The organism is Rhizobacter sp. P2_H2 (assembly GCF_056403375.1).
Genome location: NZ_JBFUFP010001864.1, coordinates 1 through 512, shown reverse-complemented (window position 1 = coordinate 512; position 512 = coordinate 1). Strand labels below are relative to the sequence as shown.

1 protein-coding gene is annotated in these 512 nt (G+C 75.2%); it reads left to right on the top strand.

The features are described from left to right. The coding region (locus AC1D15_RS36655; RefSeq protein ID WP_477829961.1) for a condensation domain-containing protein at positions 1-512 on the top strand (512 nt) is incomplete at both ends.

Below are 512 nucleotides of genomic sequence, written 5' to 3'. Positions count from 1 at the left end.
GCGCGGCACGCCGCGCCGGACCGCTGCCGCTGTCGCACGCGCAGCAGCGCCAGTGGTTCCTGTGGCAGCTCGATCCGGGCAGCTCGGCGTACCACGTGCGCTTCGGGCTGACGTTGCGCGGCGTGCTCGACACCGTCGCACTGCAGGCTGCGCTCGACGCGCTGGCGGCGCGCCATGAGCCGCTGCGCACCCGGTTCGACCTGGCCGACGACGGCACGCCGCGCCAGTTCATCCAGCCGCCGCAGCCGGTCGCGCTCGCCGCGTTCGATCTGCAGCCCCTGCTCGACACCCCGTTCGACCTGCGCCGCGGCCCGCTGTGGCGCGTCGGCCTGCTGCGCGTGCGCGACGGCGAGCACCAGCTCGTCGTCGTGATGCACCACATCGTCTCCGACGGGGCGTCGATGCAGTTGTTCGTCGACGAGCTGGCGGCCGGGTATGCGGCGCGCGTGGCCGGCGAGCCGCGCTCGCTCGCCGCGCCGCCGGTGCAGTACGCCGACCACGCGGCGTGGCAG